Here is a 15,244-nt window from a genome sequence, read left to right as displayed (position 1 = left end):
ACGAAGCGGGCGGCCGCCGCGGCAAAGGCGCCGGGCGGCGAACCAAAGGACGTGCGATGAACCGACGTGATTTTCTGACGCTGACGGGCGCCGCGGCGGCGGCCGGCGTGTCGATGTGGCAGGCGCCCGCGATGGCGGCCGCCGCGCCGCAGGCCGGGCGAAAGCCGGCGGCCGGGTATGCGAACGTGCTGATCCTCGTCGAGCTGAAGGGCGGCAACGACGGCCTCAACACGGTGGTGCCGTACGCGGACCCGCTGTACTACTCGTTCCGGCGCGGCATCGGCATCAAGCGCGAGCAGGTGCTGCAGCTCGACGCGCAGACGGGGCTGCACCCGTCGCTCGCGCCGCTGATGCCGCTGTGGCGCGACGGGCAGGTCGCGGTCGTGCAGGGTGTCGGCTATCCGCAGCCGAACCTGTCGCATTTCCGCTCGATCGAGATCTGGGACACCGCATCGCGCTCGGATCAGTACCTGCACGAACGCTGGCTCACGCGCACGTTCGCGCAGGCGCCCGTGCCGCCCGGTTTCGCGGCGGACGGCGTCGTGCTCGGCAGCGCCGAGATGGGGCCGCTGTCGAATGGCGCGCGCGCGATCGCGCTCGTCAATCCCGCGCAGTTCATCCGTGCGGCCCGGCTCGCCGAGCCGTCGTCGCTGCGCGAGCAGAACCCGGCGCTCGCGCACATCATCGACGTCGAGAACGACATCGTGAAGGCGGCCGACCGGCTGCGCCCGCGCGGCGGCATGCGGGAATTCAGGACGGCGTTTCCGGCCGGTGCGTTCGGCACGTCGGTGAAGACCGCGATGCAGGTGCTGGCCGCGTGCGAAGCGTCCGGGCCCGGCGCGCAGGACGGTGTCGCGGTGCTGCGCCTGACGCTCAACGGCTTCGACACGCATCAGAACCAGCCGGGGCAGCACGCCGCGCTGCTCAAGCAGTTCGCGGAAGGGATGAGCGCGATGCGCGCAGCGCTGATCGAACTGGGGCGCTGGAACGAGACGCTCGTGATGACGTATGCGGAATTCGGGCGGCGCGTGCGCGAGAACCAGAGCAACGGCACCGATCACGGCACGGCCGCCCCGCATTTCGTGATGGGCGGCCGCGTGGCGGGCGGGCTGTACGGTGCGCCGCCGGCGCTCGGGCGGCTCGACGGCAACGGCAACCTGCCGGTCGCGGTCGATTTCCGCCAGCTTTACGCGACCGTGCTCGGGCCGTGGTGGGGGCTCGACGCGACGCGCGTGCTGCAGCAGCGTTTCGACACGCTGCCGCTGCTGAAGGCGTGATGCGCGCCGCTTAACGGCGGCGCGCGGCGCGCCACGCGATCCACAGCTTGCGGATCGGCGTCAGCGCGATGCGCTGGTGCAGCACCTGGTAGCCGTCGCGCGCGATTTCGTCGAGCAGCGCGCCGGCCAGCGCGATCTGCGCGCGCAGCGTGCGCTGCGCGCGGCGTTCGGCGGCGGGAATCGCCGCATCGGCTGCCGCGAGCGCGTCGCGCGCGCGGGTCGTCTGGAATTGCAGCAATTCGGTGAATGCCGGGCTGTAGCGGCGGTTCAGCAGATCGGCCGCGGTCACGTCGTAGCGCTGCAGTTCGTCGATCGGCAGATAGATGCGGCCGTGGCGCGCGTCGTTGCCGAGTTCCTGCACGAATTGCGCGAGCATCAGCGCGCGGCCGACGTCCGCGGCCCACGGTTGCGGGGCGGCCGGGTTCGCCGAACTGGCGCGGGCGACCAGCGACGCGAAGGTGCCGCCGACCTGCGCGATATAGCGCTGCAGGTTCGCGAAATCGAGGTAGCGCGCCTGTTCGAGGTCCATCCCGTAACCGTTGACGAGCGTGCGCAGCGCATCGGCCTCGACGGCGATCGCCGGGTGATGCTGTGCGAGCGCCTTCGTGACGGGGTGCGACGGTTGTCCGTCGGCCAGCGCCGCGAGTTCCTTGTGCCACCACGCGAGCTTCGTGTGCCCGATGGTCGGATCGCTGGTTTCCTTGACGGTTTCCTCGAGTTCGCGGCGCAGCGCGAACAGCGCGGTCAGGCGCGGCTGCGTGGCGAGCGGCGCCTGGCGCAGCGCGTAGTAGACGCTGGAACCTGCGGGGGCGGCCTTTTGCTGACAGTAGTCGTCGAAGTTCACGGGCTCAATCGGGTGGGGCGGGTTCGGGGGACGCGCGGCGGCGCGCTGCCGAAACGTCGAGCGCGGCATTCTAGCACCGCGGCACGACGGGCGCCGGCGGGGCGAGACAAGGCCGCACGGATCGGGTAGAATCTCGCGCTCGCCTGATCGGGCGTGCCGGTTTTCGGGCTGGCTGACGTGTCCCGAGCGGTCCCGGGCGCGTGGAGCACGCATCTTGCGTCCCGTGCGGTCAGGCGACGGAAATGCGCGTGAGTGGCGAAATTGGTAGACGCACCAGGTTTAGGTCCTGACGCCCGCAAGGGTGTGCCGGTTCGAGTCCGGCCTCACGCACCAGAAGTCGAACGTGTCCCCGTCGGGGGCGTTCGCGAAAAAGCGCTGCCGGTCGGCTGACCGCAGCGCTTTTTTATTGACGCCGGTTTCGTCGCCCGGCATCCGGCCTCGTCCGACAAGCCGGCCGCGTGTAATATCGTGGCCACTTTTCGTACAAGCAGTACAACGACACAAGGGGCCGCCGATGAAACACACCGTACGCATCCCGATTTCCGTTCTCGCGCTGCTGCTGGCCGCGCCGGCCTTCGCCAATACGCCTGCCGACAACGTCGCGTGGAGCGCCACACCCGTGAAGACGGTTGCATCGTCGTCCGCATGCTCCGCGTACTCGGGGCGTGTGATGTCGAGCGGCGAGCCGCTGTCGACGGAGGGTGTGTTGAAAGCGCTCGGCACGTCGCTGGCGGGCGCCGCGCTAGGTGCCGTCGCCGGCGGATATCAGGGCGCAGCCCCCAATCCGTGCCCGCGTCCCGGCCTGTGACTCGCTGGCACGCGGATCGCGGAGCGTACCGCTTCGGTTGAAACGAGCGCGATACGAAGCGCCTCGCGTCGCTCGACCGCGGCGCTTCGTCGTTTCCGGCACGCCTATTCCCAGAAGCTGCGAATCGCGACGGCCACGATCACCGGCACCGAGAACACCAGCGGAATCGCGAAATACTGCGCTTCGCGATCGACGATCCAGCTATAGATCACCCACGCCGCGCCGATCGCGAACGTGATGAGGCCGACCGTCACGGCGGCGATGTTCAGGGCCAGCTTCGACGGCTGGCGGCGCGTTTTGGCGGTGTCGTTGTTATCGCGCGGGGACGATTTCATCGGAAAAGTGCGGCCTCGGGCCGGAACAGGGGTAAAGACACAGGAAACCCCATCCGTACCGATCGCGCAAGGGCCGGCGCATGCCGGCCCGGTATCGTTTGTCAGCGCGCGTTACAACCCGAACGACACGGCCAGTTCGTCGAGCAGCTCGCGCTGGAACGCGACGAACCGCTCGCCCGGCTGCTGCGCGATCGCCAGGTCGAGCATCGGATCGGCGACCTCGGTGCGCACGCCGGCCAGTTCCTCGACGATCGCCAGCCCGCAGAACGGTACGTACGCCTCCGAATAGCCGCCTTCGTGAACGATCACGAGCCGCCCGCCGCAATGGCGTTGTGCGGCTTCTTTCACCGCACGGGTCATGAACCGGTAGCTGTCGGTATGCAACTGCATGCGCGCGAGCGGATCGACCGCGCTCGCGTCGAGGCCGCTCGCGATGACGATCAGCTCGGGGCGGAAACGCGCCAGCGCCGGCAGCACGATCCGCTCGAACGCATACCGGTATGCGTCGTCGCCGCTGCCCGCGAGCAGCGGCACGTTCAGGTTCGCGCCGACGCCGGCGCCTTCGCCGCGATCGTCCGCGCCGCTGTAGCCGGGCGGGAAGCAGCGGTCCTGGTGCAGCGAGATCGTCAGCGTATCCGGATCGTCGTAGTAGATCGACTGCGTGCCGTTGCCGTGATGCACGTCCCAGTCGATCACCGCGACGCGCTCGATGCCGTACTTCGCGCGGGCAGCCTCGATCGCGATCGGGATGTTCGCGAGCATGCAGAAGCCCATCGGGCGGTCGCGCAGGCAGTGATGGCCGGGCGGCCGCGACAGCGAGAACGCATTCGCCGCGCGCTCGCCGACGACCGCATCGACCGCCGCGATCGCGAGACCGGCCGACAGCGCGGCGATCTCGTAGCTGCCCTTGCCGAATGGCGCGAGATCGCCGAGGTCGCCGCCGTTCGCGTCGCTCAGCGCGCGGAACGCGTCGAGATAGTGCGCCGGATGAATGCGCAGCAGGTCGGTGGTGGTCGCGGGTTCGGCGCCGTGCAGGTCGAGCCGCGCGGCCAGGCCCGACGCCTGCACGAGCGACAGGAAGCGGCGCTTCGAATCGGGCGATTCCGCGTAGCCCGCGCTCGACGGGGGCTGGACCCAGCCGCCGACCGGGAAGAACAACGCGTGCGTGCCGCCGGTATGCCAGAAAGTGCGTTCGTCGGTGAAAAAGGCAGTGCGATTCATGGATGCGTGACCTGTCACGGTTGGGAGGAAACGGAAGGGCGCGCGCGGCGATCGATGTGGCGCAGCGCGGCGAACGACACGATCGCGACGGCCGTCGCGGCCGCGAACAGCGCGCGCATCGTGCCGCCGGCGTCGAGCATCAGCCCGGCCAGCAGCGGGCCGGCGGCGAGCGCCGCGCCGATCACGAAGTTCAGTGTCGCGACGAGGCGGCCCGACGTGTCGATCTGCGCGACCGTCGCGAGAACGAACGGCAGCACGAAGGTCCACGCGAACTTGAACGCGAAGATCGCCGCGCTGTAGCCGCCGGTGTCACGCATCGCGGCGAGCGCGACGAGCGACGCCGCGAGCAGCGCGTAGCCCGCCGCCAGCATCGCGCGCCGCGCGAGCCGGCCGCCCGCGCACGACGCGAGCGCCGCGCCGGCGATCCCCATCACGCTCGCGATTGCGAGCACGTTGCCGGTCGACTGCGGATCGAGCCCGGCCTCGGCCGCCGCGCGGCTCGCGAACGTCCATACGCTGCCGATCGCGAGATAGAACGTCAGCACCGCGCCGATGGCGAGCACGACGAAGCGGCGCGGCGTCGGCGGCGCGTCGCCGCGCGCCGTATATGCGGATGCCGTCCGCGTGCCGAGCGACGACGGAAAGCCGCGCGACAGCGGCGCCGCGAGCAGCGCGAGCACGGCGAGCGCGATGTACAGCGCGCGCAGCCCGAACGCGGCGAACACGTGCGGCAGCACGAACAGGCCGATCGCGCCCGCGATCAACTGGCCGACGACCCACAGGCCGTACACGCGGTCGCTGTTCCTGCTCGTCGCCGCGCTCGTCATGCAGAGCACCATCAGCGAGCCGCCGCCGAGCGCGGTGATGGCGCGCAGCGCGAGCAGCGCGGCAAACCCCGGCATCCACAGCGCAGTCAGCAGGTTGCCAGCGCCGAACAGCGCGACGGCGAACGCCGCTACGCGGCGTGCGTCGACTCGTCCGAGCCACAGGTACGACGGCACGGTCGCGAGGCTGAACGCGCCGAGTTCGACGAAGAAGTAGGTGCCGATCTGCGACGCGGACAAGCCGAGCTGCGTGGCGAGCTGACCGGCGACGGCGGGCGCCACGAGCAGCAACAGCGGCGTGATGGCCGCGAACACGACGAGCGCGACGAGCGTCGAGCGCGCGAACGTCGACGCGCGGCCGTCGGGCGGGAGGGCGGCATCGGGGGAGAGGGTTTTCATGGCGGGATCTCGTTGGGGGAATCAGAACAGGTGGTACATGCCGACCATCGCGCCGAACTGCGACGCACCGGCGAGCGGCGTCGGGTCGTATTCGTAGACGGTCTGCGAGCTCTGGCCGCTGTTGCGCGCATAGCCGAGGTTCACGTATGCGACGGTGCGTTTGGACAGCGCGTACGTGGTGCTCGCGATGAACAGCGTCGGGTGGCCGATCGCCGGCGTGCGCGAATCGGTGTGGTAGACGCCCGCGTTCAGGCCGATCCCGCTCGACGTCAGGTAGCGCGCACCGCCCCAGACGATCGTGCGGGCCGCGTCGAGGTCGCCGGTCAGGCGTTCGACGCCCGCATACACGGTGAGCGGCAGCGTGGCGAACGCATAACGTGCGGCGAGCGTGCCGAGTTCGCGGCGCCGCGCGGACGCATCGGCCGCCGCCGATACGTCGCCGTGCGCCTGATGCAGCACCGCGCTCGCCGACAGGCCGTTGCTCGTGTACTGGCCGCCGAGCTCGAGCACGCGCCCGGCGCGCGTATTGCCCGCGACGCCGGAGGTCGCGGCGAGCGCTTCGACGTCGAAGCCGGCGAACGTCGGCGACTGGTATTTGACCGAGTGGTCGATGAAGTTCGCGTTCATCGGCACGAGCACGCCCTGGCCGCTGTACGACCCATACCAGAGCGGGTCGTAGAACAGTGTCTTGTCGAACAGCACGCTGAACTGGCGGCCGAGCGTGACGGTGCCCACCGGCCCAGCGATGCCCACGTATGCACCGCGGAAGAACGCGTAGCCGCGCACGGTCGGGGCGCCGTCGTTGACGTTGAAGCCCTGTTCGAGCTTGAACAGCGCCCGCCACCCGCCGCCGAGATCCTCACGGCCCTTGATCCCGAACTGCGAAGGCAGGATGCCGTAGTTCTGCAACTGCACGGCCGAATGGTGCCCGTCGGCGTGCGTCAGGTATTGCACGCCGGCGTCGAGCGCGCCGTACAGCGTGAGGGTGGACTGCGCATGCGCGGCGGCACCGCACACGGCAAGCGTCGCGGCGGCCGCGGCCGTGCGGATGAAGTGGGGTCTCGTCACGTGGGGTTCTCCATACCTTCCTGCATCGGTGCGTCGTTGGTGTCATCGCGACGCAGTGTCCGCAGCGGGAAAACCGTCGAACAGTCGTCCAGATGAACGGTGCGGAAAACCCGCGGTGCGCGGCGTGAACGCCGCGCGATGCCGCCGCGCGCCGTGCTGCGCAGCAGCAACGTGCGATGTACCGTTCAAATGGATGGGGCTGGCGAGCGTTCCGGCGTCGTGGCCCGCCAAAAAAGTCGCTCGCTATAATCGGCCGGTGTCGTTGCGCACATCAGCAGCCCGACCGGACAGGAGAGCGGAAGGTGAGGATCACGACGGATATCGGGCAGGATCTCGACGCGCTGCGCGACGTGCCGGCCGCCATCGTGCTCGACGAACGCGCGTGGCCGCCGCTGCCGTCCCGGCGTGCCGATTTCGATGGCGTCACGCGCGGCGACGCAGCGCAGCGCGCACTCGGGCTGATGCTGCTCGACCTGTACGCGGTGGCCGCGCAGTCCGCCATCGGCGAATTCGAATACCGGTTCTTTTCGCTGCTGCAGGCGCTCGTTCCGTTCGATGCCGCGTGGACGGGCGTCGCGACCCATGTGCCGACCGGCCCGGTGATGCACAACAGCTTTTTGTACCGGTTGCCGCACGCGTTCTTCACCGACTGGAAGCGCGTGCGCGATTGCGACCCGCTCGCGCACCGCACGTTGCACGGCGCGCACGGCCGCGCGGTGCGGCTGTCGGTCGTCGAGCCGGGGCTCGATGGGCGGTTTCGCGACTGGTGCGTGAAGTACGGGCTCGCGCAACTGATGTTTGTGTGTACGCTCGATCGCCGCTTCGGCCTGACGACGTTCGTGTCGATCTACCGTCAGGGCCTGAACCGGCCGTTCAGCGACGACGACGCGCATCGTTTCGAGGAAGTCATTCCGCATCTCGCGGCCGCCTTGACGATCAATCGCGCCGCGCAGCTCACGCGCGAACGCGAGCGCGCCGACACGGTCGCGCCGGCGGCGCGTGCGCTGTGCGACAACTTCGGTGTGCTGCACCATGCCGATCACGGTTTCGACGACGTGCTGCGCACCGAATGGCCGGCCTGGGTCGGTGCACGCGTGCCGGAGCCGCTCGTCGCGCACCTGCGGCGCCAGCCGGGCCGGCCGTTCGTCGGCGACGCACTGCGCATCCAGTGCGTGCCCGTCGCGGGGCTGTTCCAGATCGAGGCGCGGCCGCGCTCGCTGCTCGACCGGCTGAGCCCGCGCGAGCTCGCGGCGATCCGCTATTACGGCACCGGCCGTTCGCACAAGGAAGTCGCGCAGCAGATGGCGATCTCGCCGACGACCGTGCGCCACTATCTGCGCTGCGCGTACCGCAAGCTCGGCATGCACGACAAGAGCCAGATCGCCGGCGTGCTCGGCGCGAGCAGCGGCGCGATCGACGACGAAGCGGTGGAAGCGGGCGGCATGCCGCGCTGAGAGGCACGAGCGCGTACCGCACGATCCGCGGTACGCCGCCTGAAAGGTTGTGCCCGCAACCATTGAGCGTTATGCTCGTCAGCTCCCGGGAGACGGAATTTCATCATGAACGACACGAATTCAGGGTCGGTGCGCGCGGCGGTGGTCGGGGTCGGCGCGATCGGCGGATTGCTCGCGGCCGCGTTGTCGAAAGCCGGCATGACCGTGAGCGCATACGCACGCGGTGCGACGCTCGATGCGCTGAATACGCACGGCGTGCGCGTGATCGACGAGGCGGGCGCAACCGCGTCGGTGCCGGTGCGCGCGAGCGACGATGCGGCCGCGCTCGGTGTGCAGGACTACGTGGTGATCGCGCTGAAGGCGCAGGCGCTGCCGGCGCTGGCCGCGCGCATTGCGCCGCTGGTCGGGCCGGATACGGTGATCGTCGCGGCGATGAACGGGCTGCCGTGGTGGTTCACGCACGGGCTCGAAGGGGCGCTCGACGGCGTGCCGCTCGATGCGGTCGATCCGGCCGGTGCGGTGTCGGCCGCGTTGCCGCCCGCGCAGGCGATCGGCTGCGTCGTGCACCTGTCGTCGAGTACCGACGCGCCGGGCGTCGTGCGCCGCGGGCGCGGCAACCGGCTGATCGTCGGCACGCCCGATCCGCGGCTCGATACGGCCACGGCGCGGTTCGCCGCGGCGCTCACGGCCGGCGGTTTCGACGTCGAGTCGACGCCCGCGATCCGGACCGAGATCTGGACGAAGCTGTGGGGCAACATGAACATGAACCCGCTGAGCGCATTGACCGGGTCGACGGCCGAGCAGTTGCTCGACGATCCGTTCACGCAGGATCTCGCGCTGCGGATGATGGAGGAGGCGGCTTCGATCGGCGCGAAGCTCGGCTTGTCCACCGGGATGAGCGGCCCCGAGCGGATCGCGGTCACGCGCAAGCTCGGCGCGTTCAAGACGTCGATGCTGCAGGATTTCGAGGCGGGGCGCTCGCTCGAGATCGGGCCGATCCTCGGCGTGTTTCCGGAACTCGGCCGCAAGCTTGGCGTGCCGACGCCGTACTGCGACGCGGTGCTCGGATTGTTGCGTCAGCGCGCGGCGAACAGCGGGTTGTAATGCACACGAGGCCGCTGAATTAGCGGCCGTCGGCAACGCCGGCAACGTGACCCCGCGCGCTTCGCGCGATGCCGCCGCATGATGCAAGACAGGCCGCCCGGATCGCGCGTGACGCGACCCGGGCGACCTGTACGATTCCTCGGATCAATGCTGCCGGCAGTGCTCGGCAAACCGGCGAACCGGCGATGCCGAGGCCGACATTCGGCTCAGTCGTCGCGTTCGACTGCGTGCGCAACGACCTTGTCGAGCAGCCGCTCGAACGTCTGACGTTCGCTGTCGGACAGGCACGCGAGCAAGCCGTCGTTCCACTTGCGCACGATCGGCATGATCTTGCGATGCAGCGCGCGGCCGTCAGGGGTCAGCGCGATCAGCACGATCCGGCCGTCTTCCTCGCTCGCGCTGCGCTCTAGCAGCCCCTGACGCAGCAGGGCTTCGGCCGCGCGGCTTGCCTGGCTCTTGTCGAGATTGGTGTGGCGCGCGAGATCCATGATCGAGAACGGGCCGAACGCGCCGACGGCGGCGATCACGCGCGCCTCGGGCAGCGAGATGTCGAGCTTGTGCCGGTACACCTCGCCGATCCCGCGGTCGGAACGCTTCGTGAGCGCATGGAGGCGATAGGTCAGAAACTGATCGAGCCCGGCTGAACGGCCTTTCATGTCGAATCCTGAAGAAAAAGGGCGGGCCCGATTGTTCCTGTATCGCGCGCTCGGGTCAACGGTCAGTGTGCACCGTACTTCAGGCGTGTCAACTGTTCTGCTTCGTTCGCGAGCAGGTTGGCCGCGTCGCGGATCGCGACGTCGAGCGTGATCGGCCCGGGCGCCGGCGAAAAACAGCCGGCGAAATGCTCGGACAGGCGCGGCAGCGCGGCCGGGTCGACCGCGCCCGACAGCAGCGATGCGCTCACGCCGGCGGCCCGCGCGTGGCGGCACGCGATGAACGGCGCCTTGCCGTGCAGCGTCTGCACATCGGAGCGGCCTTCGCCGGTGATCAGCCAATCGGCGCCGGCCAGGGCGGCGTCGAGCCCGACCTGGCGCGCCACCACTTCGGCACCGGCCTCGAAGCGTGCACCGAGCATGTGCAGCGCGAAACCGAGGCCCCCCGCGGCGCCCGCGCCCGGCAGATCGCGGCCGCGGCGGTCGAGCGCGGCTTCGAGCAGGTCGGCGAAGCAGGCGAGGGCCGCATCGAGGAGCGCGACCTGCGCGGCCGTCACGCCCTTTTGCGGACCGAACACGGCGGTGGCGCCATGCGCGCCCGTCAGCGGGTTGTCCACGTCGGACATGCCGACGAATTCCGTTTCCTTCAGACGCGGATCGAGCCCCGACGCGTCGATCCGCGCAATGTCGGCGAGCCGCGACGGCACGGGCTCGACCGGCTGGCCGCCCGCGTCGAAGCACTGCAGGCCGAGGCCCGCGAGCAGCCCGGCGCCCGCGTCGTTGGTGCTGCTGCCGCCGAGCGCGACGAAGAAGCGGCGCACGCCGTCGTCGAGCAGCGCGCGGATCGCCTCGCCCATTCCGCGCGTGCTGCGCGCGTCGACCGGCACGCTCATGCCGACCGGGTCGGTAATGCCGACGATCTCGGCCGTCTCGACGATCGCGGTGCGCGCATCGATCACGCCCACCGCCGCGTCGCGCGCCGCCAGCGACGCGCCGGCCACCCGCAGCGTGCGCCGCGTGCCGCCGCCCGCCAGCATCGCGTCGAGCGTGCCTTCGCCGCCGTCGGCCATCGGGCAGCAGCGCACCACGGCGTCGGGCCGGGCGCGGCGAATGCCGGTGGCGATCGCGTCCGCGACCTGCTCGGCGGAAAGCGAGCCTTTGAACGAATCGGGCGCGATGACGACGACAGGCGCGGACGGGTGTTGCGGCATGGTGTCTCCGGAAGGCGTGATTGGTGTGAAGAAAGAAGAGTCGGGCCACGCAGGTGGCTCACACGCTATCGGAGCTTACAGGATGGTGGGCCCGGGGTGGATACGCCGTTCGGCATAGCGGCGATCCGCGTGCAGGGTCGTGCGACGGGCCGTCGATGGAGCGGGACACACGCGAGTCGCGCCGATCTGGCGGTACGAGGAAAATTGTTTGCTAGAATAGTCGATTCTTCCGGCCAAAGCCGTGCTCCGAGCCGCTTGCGCTAGCCATTCGGCGCGTGCAGGGATGGCGTGGCGCTCCGGCGCGGCGTGTGAGTGCGACGCACCTCACGCTGCAGGCAGGCACGGCAAGGAAAACCCGATTCGCTCGAATAATTTTAGGACGATTGAAGCCATGGCTAACGTTGTTGAGAACCTCGGCAAGCTTGAACGCCGCGTGACGATTTCTTTGCCGAAAGACACCGTGCAGAAGGAAATCGACGCCCGCATCCAGAAACTCGCGAAGAACGTTCGCATGCCGGGTTTCCGCCCGGGCAAGGTGCCGCTGAAGATGGTCGCGCAACAGTACTCGGGTCAGGTCGAGGCGGAAGTGCTGAGCGACAAGATCGGCCAGGAATTCTTCACGATCAGCCGCGCGGAAAACCTGCGCGTCGCCGGCCAGCCGAGCTTCGAGCCGAAGCAGGAACAAGCCGAAGATGCGTACGCGTTCGACGCGACGTTCGAGGTCTACCCGGAAGTGAAGATCGGCGATCTGGCGACGGCTGAAGTCGAACGCTCGACGACGTCGATCGGCGACGCCGAAATCGACCGCACGCTGGACATCCTGCGCAAGCAGCGCGTGCACTACCACGCACGCGGCGAAGCCGGCGAGCACGGCGACGGCGGTGCTGACACCGCGGCGACGGACGGCGACCGCGTGACGGTCGACTTCGTCGGCAAGATCGACGACGTCGCGTTCCAGGGCGGCACGGCCGAAGATTTCCCGTTCGTGCTCGGCGAAGGCCGCATGCTGCCGGAATTCGAAACGGCGGCGCTGGGCCTGAAGGTCGGCGAACAGCGTACGTTCGACCTCAAGTTCCCGGATGACTACCACGGCAAGGACGTCGCCGGCAAAACGGCGCAGTTCACGGTCACGATGAAGAAGATCGAGTGGCCGCACCTGCCGGAAATCGACGCCGAATTCGCGAAGTCGCTCGGTATCGAAGACGGCGACCTCACGAAGATGCGCGCCGAGATCAAGGAAAACCTCGAGCGCGAAGCGAAGCGCCGCACGCAGTCGATCGTCAAGAACCAGGTGATGGACGCGCTGCTGAAGATTTCCGAACTCGACGTGCCGAAGGCGCTGATCGAGCAGGACCAGCAACGTCTCGTCGAAATGGCTCGCCAGGACCTGGCGCAGCGCGGCGTGCCGAACGCGAAGGACGCACCGATCCCGGCCGAGATGTTCGCCGAGCAGGCGGAGCGCCGCGTGAAGCTGGGCCTCGTGCTGGCCGAGCTGGTGAAGTCGAACGGCCTCGAAGCGAAGCCGGAACAGATCCGCGCGGAAGTCGACGAGTTCGCGAAGAGCTACGAAGACCCGAAGGAAGTGGTCCGCTGGTATTATTCCAACCAGCAGCGCCTCGCCGAGATGGAAGCGTTCGTCGTTGAAAGCAACGTCGTCGATTTCGTGCTGGGCAAGGCCAAGGTGACGGACAAGGAAGTGAGCTTCGAGGCACTCGCGAGCGCATCGGCGCAAGCGTAAGTGTCGCTCTAGCGGCGTGCCGGCTGTCGGAGCGACGGCCCGCACGCCGTTTTTACGTCAAGCGCACGGTTGCCATTAATATGGCGATTGAGCGGGCGGCTTCCTACCGTTCAATTTTCCATTCGAACAAGGTTCATTGAATGATCACTCGCGCTGAATTGCTGGACATGCTTGCTTCGAACGCGCCGCAGGGTTTCGAGGCGCAAGCGCTGGGGCTGGTGCCGATCGTCGTCGAAACGAGCGGCCGCGGCGAGCGTTCGTACGATATCTATTCGCGTCTCCTGAAGGAGCGCCTGGTGTTCATGGTCGGCGAAGTGAACGACCAGACCGCCAATCTCGTGGTCGCGCAATTGCTGTTCCTCGAGAGCGAGAATCCCGACAAGGACATCAGCCTCTACATCAACAGCCCGGGCGGCTCGGTGTCGGCCGGGATGGCGATCTACGACACGATGCAGTTCATCAAGCCGGACGTGTCGACCCTGTGCATGGGCCTCGCGGCCAGCATGGGCGCGTTCCTGCTCGCGTCGGGTGCGAAGGGCAAGCGCTTCGCGCTGCCGAATTCGCGCGTGATGATTCACCAGCCGCTGGGCGGCGCGCGCGGCCAGGCATCCGACATCGAGATCCAGGCGCGCGAGATCCTCTACCTGAAGGAACGGTTGAACAACCTGCTCGCGCAGCATACGGGCCAGGACGTCGAGCGCATCGCGCGCGACACCGACCGTGATAACTTCATGTCGAGCGAGGACGCGAAGGCGTACGGGCTGATCGATCAGGTGCTGCTGAAGCGCCCGTAAACTTAAGTGGGGTGCCGCCCCGATTCGCGCGGCGCCCCTGCTATGTTCCGCACGCCCCGAGCCTCTGCGGCAAGCGCATCCGGCCGGCTCCGGTCGCGCCCTAGGCGCGGCGTTCGGAGCATTCGGCGTATCATGTCATTTACCTGTCCGGAGGCTCTACATTCATGGCGGACAAAAAAGGTTCGAACAGCGAGAAGCTGTTGTATTGCTCGTTTTGCGGGAAAAGCCAGCATGAGGTGAAAAAACTCATCGCGGGCCCGTCGGTGTTCATCTGCGATGAATGTATCGACCTTTGCAACGAGATCATTCGCGACGAAGCGGCTGCCGCCGGCGTCGAGGCCAGCCTGTCCCGGTCGGATCTGCCGAGCCCGCAGGAAATTCGCGACATCCTCGATCAGTACGTGATCGGCCAGGAGCGCGCGAAGAAGATCCTCGCGGTGGCCGTGTACAACCACTACAAGCGCCTGAAGCATCTCGACAAGAAGGACGACGTCGAGCTGTCGAAGAGCAACATCCTGCTGATCGGCCCGACGGGCTCCGGCAAGACGCTGCTCGCGCAGACGCTCGCGCGGTTGCTCAACGTGCCGTTCGTGATCGCCGATGCGACGACGCTGACCGAAGCCGGCTACGTCGGCGAGGACGTCGAGAACATCATCCAGAAGCTGTTGCAGAACTGCAACTACGAGGTCGACAAGGCCCAGCGCGGGATCGTCTACATCGACGAAATCGACAAGATCAGCCGCAAGTCGGACAACCCGTCGATCACGCGCGACGTGTCGGGCGAGGGCGTCCAGCAGGCGCTGCTGAAGCTCGTCGAGGGCACGATGGCGTCGGTGCCGCCGCAGGGCGGCCGCAAGCATCCGAACCAGGATTTCATCCAGGTCGACACGACCAACATCCTGTTCATCTGCGGCGGCGCGTTCGACGGTCTCGAAAAGGTGATCACCGATCGTACCGAGAAAACCGGCATCGGCTTCGGCGCGACGGTCAAGAGCAAGCAGGAACGCGACGCGGGCGAAGTGCTGCGCGAAACGGAACCGGAAGATCTGATCAAATTCGGTCTGATCCCCGAATTGATCGGCCGCCTGCCGGTGGTCGCGACGCTCGGCAAGCTCGACGAAGTCGCGCTGATGAAGATCCTGGTCGAGCCGAAGAATGCGCTCGTCAAGCAGTATCACAAGCTGTTCGCGATGGAGCGCGTCGAGCTGGAAATCCGGCCGGGCGCATTGCAGGCAGTCGCCCGCAAGGCGATCCGCCGCAAGACCGGCGCGCGCGGTTTGCGTTCGATCATCGAACAGGCGTTGCTCGACGTGATGTACGAGCTGCCGACGATGAAAGGGGTCAGCAAAGTCATCATCGACGAGAACGTCATCGATGGGGACGGCAAGCCCTTGCTGATCTACGAGGACACGCCGAAGGTGGCGGGTTCGAACTGACCGGCTTGCCGACGATGTTCAGCGAAAAAGGCCGTTCATGAGTCCGTGGGCGGCTTTTTTTCGTTTATCTTGTGGGTA

General features: G+C 68.0%; 15 protein-coding genes and 1 tRNA gene. 8 read left to right on the top strand and 8 right to left on the bottom strand.

All coding sequences use genetic code 11. From position 1 onward, the window contains the following. The first annotated feature begins 56 nt into the window (after positions 1–56). Positions 57–1,277: a DUF1501 domain-containing protein gene (locus CFB46_RS14195; protein ID WP_089500303.1), complete on the top strand. Its 1,221-nt coding sequence runs from the start codon at positions 57–59 to the stop codon at positions 1,275–1,277. Positions 1,278–1,287: 10 nt separating this feature from the next. Here the strand turns inward: CFB46_RS14195 and hpnD are convergent, their stop codons facing one another. Next, positions 1,288–2,121, bottom strand: a complete 834-nt coding sequence (gene hpnD, locus CFB46_RS14190; RefSeq protein ID WP_027784698.1) for a presqualene diphosphate synthase HpnD — start codon at positions 2,119–2,121, stop codon at positions 1,288–1,290. A gap of 246 nt (positions 2,122–2,367) precedes the next feature. Here hpnD and CFB46_RS14185 point away from each other — a divergent pair. After that, a tRNA-Leu gene (locus tag CFB46_RS14185) sits at positions 2,368–2,454 on the top strand. Positions 2,455–2,635: 181 nt separating this feature from the next. Continuing rightward, a complete protein-coding gene (locus tag CFB46_RS14180) occupies positions 2,636–2,929 on the top strand; it encodes a hypothetical protein (protein WP_089500302.1) in 294 nt (97 codons plus the stop codon). A gap of 104 nt (positions 2,930–3,033) precedes the next feature. On the opposite strand, the gene CFB46_RS14175 is transcribed toward CFB46_RS14180, so the two are convergent. The 5 genes from CFB46_RS14175 to CFB46_RS35895 form a co-directional block, all read right to left on the bottom strand. Continuing rightward, positions 3,034–3,264, bottom strand: coding sequence for a membrane protein (locus tag CFB46_RS14175; protein WP_027784697.1), 231 nt, complete (start codon positions 3,262–3,264; stop codon positions 3,034–3,036). Positions 3,265–3,375: 111 nt separating this feature from the next. Next, a complete protein-coding gene (locus tag CFB46_RS14170; protein ID WP_027784696.1) occupies positions 3,376–4,485 on the bottom strand; it encodes a class II histone deacetylase in 1,110 nt (369 codons plus the stop codon). Between the two features lie 14 nt (positions 4,486–4,499). Further along, positions 4,500–5,708, bottom strand: a complete 1,209-nt coding sequence (locus CFB46_RS14165; RefSeq protein ID WP_027784695.1) for an MFS transporter — start codon at positions 5,706–5,708, stop codon at positions 4,500–4,502. 21 nt (positions 5,709–5,729) lie between these two features. Next, positions 5,730–6,776 (bottom strand): porin, encoded by a 1,047-nt coding sequence (locus tag CFB46_RS14160; RefSeq protein ID WP_027784694.1) that lies wholly within the window; start codon positions 6,774–6,776, stop codon positions 5,730–5,732. Continuing rightward, positions 6,773–6,946 (bottom strand): hypothetical protein, encoded by a 174-nt coding sequence (locus CFB46_RS35895; RefSeq protein WP_179235068.1) that lies wholly within the window; start codon positions 6,944–6,946, stop codon positions 6,773–6,775. Before CFB46_RS35895 ends, CFB46_RS14160 begins: the two co-directional genes overlap by 4 nt. Positions 6,947–7,078: 132 nt before the next feature. Here CFB46_RS35895 and CFB46_RS14155 point away from each other — a divergent pair, with 132 nt between their 5' ends. Together CFB46_RS14155 and CFB46_RS14150 are read left to right on the top strand one after the other, a co-directional pair. Beyond that, positions 7,079–8,230, top strand: a complete 1,152-nt coding sequence (locus CFB46_RS14155; RefSeq protein WP_027784693.1) for a helix-turn-helix transcriptional regulator — start codon at positions 7,079–7,081, stop codon at positions 8,228–8,230. 105 nt (positions 8,231–8,335) lie between these two features. Further along, positions 8,336–9,334, top strand: coding sequence for a 2-dehydropantoate 2-reductase (locus tag CFB46_RS14150; RefSeq protein WP_027784692.1), 999 nt, complete (start codon positions 8,336–8,338; stop codon positions 9,332–9,334). Between the two features lie 206 nt (positions 9,335–9,540). Here CFB46_RS14150 and CFB46_RS14145 read toward each other — a convergent pair whose 3' ends face one another. Next, positions 9,541–9,990, bottom strand: coding sequence for a MarR family winged helix-turn-helix transcriptional regulator (locus CFB46_RS14145; protein ID WP_027784691.1), 450 nt, complete (start codon positions 9,988–9,990; stop codon positions 9,541–9,543). Positions 9,991–10,052: 62 nt separating this feature from the next. Then, a complete protein-coding gene (locus CFB46_RS14140) occupies positions 10,053–11,198 on the bottom strand; it encodes a glycerate kinase (RefSeq protein WP_089500301.1) in 1,146 nt (381 codons plus the stop codon). 391 nt (positions 11,199–11,589) lie between these two features. Between CFB46_RS14140 and tig the strand changes: the two genes are divergently transcribed. The 3 genes from tig (at position 11,590) to clpX (ending at position 15,166) form a co-directional block, all read left to right on the top strand. Further along, entirely contained in the window at positions 11,590–12,936 is a 1,347-nt protein-coding gene (gene tig / locus CFB46_RS14135) for a trigger factor (RefSeq protein ID WP_027784689.1), read from the top strand. A gap of 140 nt (positions 12,937–13,076) precedes the next feature. Next, on the top strand, positions 13,077–13,730 hold the full coding sequence (clpP, locus tag CFB46_RS14130; protein ID WP_006496351.1) for an ATP-dependent Clp endopeptidase proteolytic subunit ClpP: 654 nt from the start codon (positions 13,077–13,079) through the stop codon (positions 13,728–13,730). A 164-nt stretch (positions 13,731–13,894) separates the two neighbouring features. Then, complete coding sequence (gene clpX / locus CFB46_RS14125) at positions 13,895–15,166, top strand: ATP-dependent Clp protease ATP-binding subunit ClpX (RefSeq protein WP_027784688.1); 1,272 nt, start codon at positions 13,895–13,897, stop codon at positions 15,164–15,166. Positions 15,167–15,244: the final 78 nt, after the last annotated feature.

This window comes from Burkholderia sp. HI2761, from assembly GCF_002223355.1.
Classification (GTDB): Bacteria; Pseudomonadota; Gammaproteobacteria; order Burkholderiales; family Burkholderiaceae; genus Burkholderia.
The sequence above is the reverse complement of the archived record's forward strand: the minus strand, read 5'-3'. Positions and strand labels throughout refer to the sequence as shown.